This is a genomic window from Streptomyces sp. NPDC058872, from assembly GCF_042743065.1.
Lineage (GTDB): Bacteria > Actinomycetota > Actinomycetes > Streptomycetales > Streptomycetaceae > Streptomyces.
Genome location: NZ_JBHYMK010000124.1, coordinates 1 through 6,283 on the forward strand (window position 1 = coordinate 1; position 6,283 = coordinate 6,283).

Genomic DNA, 6,283 nt, shown 5'->3' on the forward strand with positions numbered 1-6,283 from the left:
TAGAGGATGCCGGAGCGGTCGCGGGCCAGCAGGTCGCCCTTGCCGTCGCCGGACAGGTCGCCGGGACCGACCAGGACGTTGTAGGCGCTCCAACCCCGGCCGATGTCCTCGCTCTCGATGTAGAGGTGGCCCTCCGGGTCGTCGTTGTACTGGAAGGCCAGGTCGGAGAAGCCGTCCCGGTCCATCGAGGACAGGTTGGTGAGCTTGAACCCGTCCCAGGTGCCCGTGTCGCTGACCGAGGTGCGCGGGGTCAGCGAGCCGGTGGTGGAGTTGGTGTACCAGTACAGCGCGCCGTTGGACGTGCCGGCGTAGACGCCTTCCTTGCCCGTGTACGGGTTGCCGCCGCCGCCGGCGAACTGCACGATGCCCGCGAAGTCGCCCGAGACGCTGGCCTGCTCACGAGCGGCCAGGGTGCCGTTGCCCTTGCCCTGGTAGTAGTAGAGCGTGCCGTAGTTGTCGCGGGCCAGGAGGTTGCCGCCCCCGGCGGGCAGGATCTGGTTGTAGATGTGCCAGCCGGTGCCGACCTTGACGCGGGCCGCGAAGGGGCGGGCCGTGTCGCCGGTACCGGCGTAGAACCACAGGTCCCCGGCGGTGTCCCGGGCGTACAGGTCGCCCTTCCCGTCGCCGGTGCCGTCGCCCAGGCCCATGACCTGGTCGTAGATGTTCCAGCCGCCGCCGATCAGGGTCCGGGCGGCGAGCGGCGCGGACGTGTCGCCGGTGGCCAGGTACAGGTACAGCTGGCCGTCCTTGGTGCGGGCGACCACGTCGGCGCGGCCGTCGCCGTTCACGTCACCGGGCGAGGTGATCTTGTTGTAGACCTGCCAGCCGCCGCCGACCCGGTGCGCGTACGGCGTGCCGCTGGGGTCGACGTCGGAGTACAGGGTGAGGGTGCCGTCCTCGGAGGCGACGAGCACCTCGGGCTCGGTCGTGAAGCCGCCCTGGTTGCCGATCGGGATGATCTCCTTCGCGACGTCGTCGCGGAAGAAGTCCAGGTTGGTGCCGTTGCCCGAGGACGTGATCGAGTGGAGGTTGCCGCCCGGGGTGCGGACGATCATGTCCTCGCTGCCGTCACCGTCCAGGTCGGACATCAGCAGCGGGACGGCCTCGGCCGAGGCGACGCCCGCACGGGCGCCGTCCTGCTTCGGGAGCGTCAGCTTCGGTGCGGTGAAGGAGGGCACCGCCTTCTCGGTCGACGGGACCGGCAGCGGCGCGTCGGCGGAGGCGGGGCCCGCGAGGAGCATGCCGGCGGAGAGCGCCAGGGCGGTGCAGGTCGCGAGGCGGGTACGCATGGATCGAACAGAACGCAAGAGATCCCCCCCAGGGATCAGGTGTCATAGGCCCGGGTACAGGGGTCCGCGACGCCTCCACGCAGCAGCGACTGCAGGCGGAGGGCGAACGCCCGTCCGGATGTGAAACGAGATTACCCCTCGGGTGTGACAGGGCTGCAATGCGGTATCCCGGCAACCCGGAACGCCCCAGGCTGCCGGACCCTTCCCCCTTGGCCCCGCTAGTTCTTGCGGTGTCCTATCAACCGCGGCTTCTGCTCCAGGCCGTCGAGACCGTGCCACGCCAGGTTCACCAGGTGCGCCGCGACCTCCGCCTTCTTCGGCTTGCGGACGTCCAACCACCACTGCCCCGTCAGCGCCACGCTGCCCACCAGGGCCTGTGCGTACAGCGGGGCCAGCTTCGGGTCGAAGCCCCGGGCCTTGAACTCCAGGCCGAGGATGTCCTCCACCTGCGTGGCGATGTCGCTGATCAGCGACGCGAACGTGCCCGTCGACTGCGCCACCGGCGAATCCCGCACCAGGATCCGGAAGCCGTCCGTGTAGTTCTCGATGTAGTCCAGCAGGGCGAACGCCGCCTGCTCCAGGAGCTCCCGCGGATGCCCCGCCGTCAGCGCTCCCGTCACCCCGTCCAGGAGCTGTCGCATCTCCCGGTCGACCACGACCGCGTACAGCCCCTCCTTCCCGCCGAAGTGCTCGTACACCACCGGCTTGGAGACCCCGGCCTTCGCCGCGATCTCCTCCACCGAGGTGCCCTCGAAGCCCTTCTCCGCGAACAGGGTGCGGCCGATGTCGAGGAGCTGCTCCCGGCGCTCCGCGCCCGTCATCCGCACCCGACGCCCGCGCCGGGGCTTCTGCTCTCCGCCGCTGCTGCCGGTACCGCCGGTCCTGCCCTCGATCGCCACGTCTTCCATCATGCCGCGTCGGCGGGTGCGCTCTGGCGGCGGGCTTCGATGCGGTCCTTCGCCGGCCAGCGCACGTCCGAGGCCCAGCCCAGCTGCTCGAACCAGCGGATCAGCCGTGCGCTGGAGTCGAGCTGGCCGCGCAGCACCCCGTGCCGCGCCGAGGTCGGGTCCGCGTGGTGCAGGTTGTGCCAGGACTCGCCGCAGGACAGCACCGCCAGCCACCACACGTTGCCCGAGCGGTCACGCGACTTGAACGGACGCTTGCCCACCGCGTGGCAGATCGAATTGATCGACCAGGTGACGTGGTGGAGGAGGGCCACCCGCACCAGCGAGCCCCAGAAGAACGCCGTGAACGCACCCCACCACGACATCGTCACCAGACCGCCCACCAGCGGCGGGATCGCGAGCGACACGATCGTCCACAGCACGAACTGGCGCGAGATCCGTCGGATCGCCGGGTCCTTGATCAGGTCCGGGGCGTACTTGTGCTGCGGCGTCTGCTCCTCGTCGAACATCCAGCCGATGTGCGCCCACCACAGGCCCTTCATCAGCGCCGGGACCGTCTCCCCGAACCGCCACGGCGAGTGCGGGTCACCCTCCGCGTCCGAGAACTTGTGGTGCTTGCGGTGATCCGCCACCCAACGGACCAGCGGCCCCTCGACGGCCAACGAACCCATGATCGCCAGCGCGATCCGCAACGGCCGCTTCGCCTTGAAGGAACCGTGGGTGAAGTACCGGTGGAAACCGATCGTGATCCCGTGGCAGCCGATGTAGTACATCGCCACCATCAGCCCCAGATCCAGCCAGCTCACCCCCCATCCCCAGGCCAGCGGCACCGCCGCCAGCAGCGCCAGGAACGGCACCGTGATGAACAGCATCAGGGTGATCTGCTCGATCGAACGTTTGCTGTCCCCGCCCAGCGTGGCGTAGGGCAGCGCCTCGGTACTGTCCGGCGCTTCGGGCGCCGACGTCATCTCGGGGCTCATGGTCATGGGTGTCCCTGGGGGGTGAGAGAGGGGGGAGTGAACGCGTCGCACGACGCCGCCGTGGCTACGCCTCCGTAACCTACGGCGTCGTAAGTATGGCAGCGCCGTGGCGCGCGGCAAGAGGGCACAAGGAGGGGCCTGGCCGCCGCCGACTGGACGGCCACCTATCCTGGGTGCGTCGGACAGCGCGGTCCGCAAGCCTCCAGAACCCCTCCAGACGTGCTCAAACACTGCAAGGAGCCGCACCTGTGAGCAGTGCCGACCAGACCCCCACCGCCAGCGCCGAGCTGCGTGCCGACATCCGCCGACTGGGCGATCTCCTCGGAGAGACCCTCGTCCGCCAGGAGGGCCACGAGCTCCTCGACCTCGTCGAACGCGTCCGCGGCCTCACCCGAGAGGACGGCGAGGCCGCCGCCGAGTTGCTCCGCGGTGTCGAACTAGAGACGGCCGCCAAGCTGGTGCGCGCCTTCTCGACCTACTTCCACCTCGCGAACGTCACCGAGCAGGTCCACCGCGGCCGTGAGATGCGCGAGAGGCGCGCCGTCGAGGGCGGCCTCCTCGCCCGCACCGCCGACATGCTCAAGGACGGTGACCCGGAGCACGTCCGTGCGACGGTCAAGAACCTCAACGTACGGCCCGTCTTCACCGCCCATCCGACCGAAGCCGCCCGCCGCTCCGTCCTCAACAAGCTGCGTCGGATCGCCGCCCTCCTGGAAACCCCGGTCATGGAGGCCGAGCGGCGTCGCCTGGACCTGCGGCTCGCCGAGAACATCGACCTCATCTGGCAGACCGACGAGCTCCGGGTGGTTCGCCCGGAGCCCGCCGACGAGGCCCGCAACGCCATCTACTACCTCGACGAGCTGCACGCCAACGCCGTCGGCGACGTCCTGGAGGACCTCGCCGCCGAGCTGGAGCGCGTCGGCTTCGAACTGCCCTCCGGCACCCGCCCGCTCACCTTCGGCACCTGGATCGGCGGCGACCGCGACGGCAACCCCAACGTCACCCCCCAGGTGACCTGGGACGTGCTGATCCTCCAGCACGAGCACGGCATCACCGATGCCCTCGAACTGGTCGACTTCCTCCGCGGGCTCCTCTCCAACTCCATCCGCTACACCGGAGCCACCCAGGAACTGCTGGACTCCCTCCAGAGCGACCTGGAGCTCCTCCCGGAGATCAGCCCCCGCTACAAGCGGCTCAACGCGGAGGAGCCGTACCGCCTCAAGGCCACCTGCATCCGCCAGAAGCTCGTCAACACCCGCGAGCGCCTCGCCCACGGCACCCCGCACCAGGAAGGCCGCGACTACCTCGGCACCGCCGACCTGATCCGCGACCTCACCCTCATCCAGACCTCGCTGCGCGAGCACCGCGGCGGCCTCTTCGCCGACGGCCGCATGGACCGGGTCATCCGCACCCTCTCCGCCTTCGGCCTCCAGCTCGCCACCATGGACGTCCGCGAGCACGCCGAGGCCCACCACCACGCCCTCGGCCAGCTGTTCGACCGCCTCGGCGAGGAGTCCTGGCGGTACGCGGACATGCCCCGCGACTACCGGCAGAAGCTGCTCGCCAAGGAGCTGCGTTCGCGCCGCCCGCTCGCCCCGACCCCGGCCCCGCTGGACGCCGCCGGCGAGAAGACCCTCGGCGTCTTCCACACCGTCAAGGAGGCCTTCGAGCGCTTCGGCCCGGAGGTCATCGAGTCGTACATCATCTCCATGTGCCAGGGCGCCGACGACGTGTTCGCCGCGGCCGTCCTCGCCCGCGAAGCCGGTCTGGTCGACCTGCACGCGGGTTGGGCCAAGATCGGCATCGTGCCGCTCCTGGAGACCACCGACGAGCTCAAGGCCGCCGACGTCATCCTCGACGACATGCTGGCCGACCCCTCCTACCGGCGCCTCGTCTCGCTCCGCGGCGACGTGCAGGAGGTCATGCTCGGCTACTCGGACTCCTCCAAGTTCGGCGGCATCACGACCTCCCAGTGGGAGATCCACCGGGCCCAGCGCCGCCTCCGCGACGTCGCCCACCGCTACGGCGTCCGGCTGCGCCTCTTCCACGGCCGCGGCGGCACCGTCGGCCGCGGCGGCGGCCCCTCGCACGACGCGATCCTCGCCCAGCCCTGGGGCACCCTGGAGGGCGAGATCAAGGTGACCGAGCAGGGCGAGGTCATCTCCGACAAGTACCTGATTCCGTCCCTCGCCCGGGAGAACCTCGAACTGACCGTCGCCGCCACCCTGCAGGCCTCCGCCCTGCACACCGCGCCGCGCCAGTCCGACGAGGCGCTCGCCCGCTGGGACGCGGCGATGGACACCGCTTCGGAGGCCGCCCACACGGCCTACCGCAAGCTGGTCGAGGACCCGGACCTGCCCGCGTACTTCTTCGCGGCCACCCCGGTGGACCAGCTCGCCGACCTCCACCTCGGCTCCCGTCCCTCCCGCCGCCCCGATTCGGGCGCCGGTCTCGACGGGCTCCGGGCCATCCCGTGGGTGTTCGGCTGGACGCAGTCCCGGCAGATCGTCCCCGGCTGGTACGGCGTCGGTTCCGGTCTGAAGGCCCTGCGGGAGGCCGGGCTCGACGCGGTCCTCGGCGAGATGTACGAGCAGTGGCACTTCTTCCGCAACTTCCTCTCCAACGTCGAGATGACGCTGGCCAAGACGGACCTGCGGATCGCCCGCCACTACGTCGAGACCCTGGTCCCGGATGACCTCCGGCACGTCTTCGCCACCATCGAGGCCGAGCACGCGCTGACCGTCGCCGAGGTCCTCAAGATCACCGGCGGCGAGCAGCTCCTGGACTCCAACCCGGTGCTCCAGCAGACCTTCTCCATCCGTGACGCCTACCTGGACCCGATCTCCTACCTCCAGGTGGCGCTGCTCGCCCGCCAGCGCGCGGACGCCGAGAGCGGCCAGGACCCGGACCCGCTGCTGGCGCGGGCCCTGCTCCTCACCGTGAACGGCGTGGCGGCCGGCCTCCGCAACACCGGCTGACGCCCGCCCCGACAAACGACGGTGCCCCCCGTGGAAGGTGGGTTCTATTGATCCCCGCAACACCCTGGAGTTCAGGGAGTTGCGGGGATCGTGGATTTCGAGGCGTTGAAGGCGAGGTTCTTCGAGGCGCT

General features: G+C 70.2%; 4 protein-coding genes. 1 reads left to right on the forward strand and 3 read right to left on the reverse strand.

Going from position 1 to position 6,283, the window contains the following annotated elements:
- From ACFW22_RS35490 to ACFW22_RS35500, 3 genes are all read right to left on the reverse strand, one after another.
- Positions 1 to 1,289, reverse strand: a 1,289-nt coding sequence (locus tag ACFW22_RS35490) for an FG-GAP repeat domain-containing protein (RefSeq protein ID WP_386412865.1), incomplete at its 3' end; no start/stop codon positions are given.
- A gap of 218 nt (positions 1,290 to 1,507) precedes the next feature.
- On the reverse strand, positions 1,508 to 2,200 hold the full coding sequence (locus tag ACFW22_RS35495) for a TetR/AcrR family transcriptional regulator (protein ID WP_189805565.1): 693 nt from the start codon (positions 2,198 to 2,200) through the stop codon (positions 1,508 to 1,510).
- On the reverse strand, positions 2,197 to 3,180 hold the full coding sequence (locus ACFW22_RS35500) for an acyl-CoA desaturase (protein ID WP_386412869.1): 984 nt from the start codon (positions 3,178 to 3,180) through the stop codon (positions 2,197 to 2,199). Before ACFW22_RS35500 ends, ACFW22_RS35495 begins: the two co-directional genes overlap by 4 nt.
- 242 nt (positions 3,181 to 3,422) lie before the next feature.
- Between ACFW22_RS35500 and ppc the strand changes: the two genes are divergently transcribed.
- The gene (ppc, locus tag ACFW22_RS35505; RefSeq protein ID WP_386412872.1) at positions 3,423 to 6,152 is read left to right on the forward strand and encodes a phosphoenolpyruvate carboxylase; all 2,730 of its coding nucleotides are present in this window, start codon (positions 3,423 to 3,425) and stop codon (positions 6,150 to 6,152) included.
- Positions 6,153 to 6,283: the final 131 nt, after the last annotated feature.

Excerpts from the sequence above, each read along its gene's own strand:
- ACFW22_RS35495 (WP_189805565.1), bottom strand. The coding sequence starts at position 2,200 with ATGATGGAAGACGTGGCGATCGAGGGCAGGACCGGCGGTACCGGCAGC.
- ACFW22_RS35500 (WP_386412869.1), bottom strand. The coding sequence starts at position 3,180 with ATGACCATGAGCCCCGAGATGACGTCGGCGCCCGAAGCGCCGGACAGT.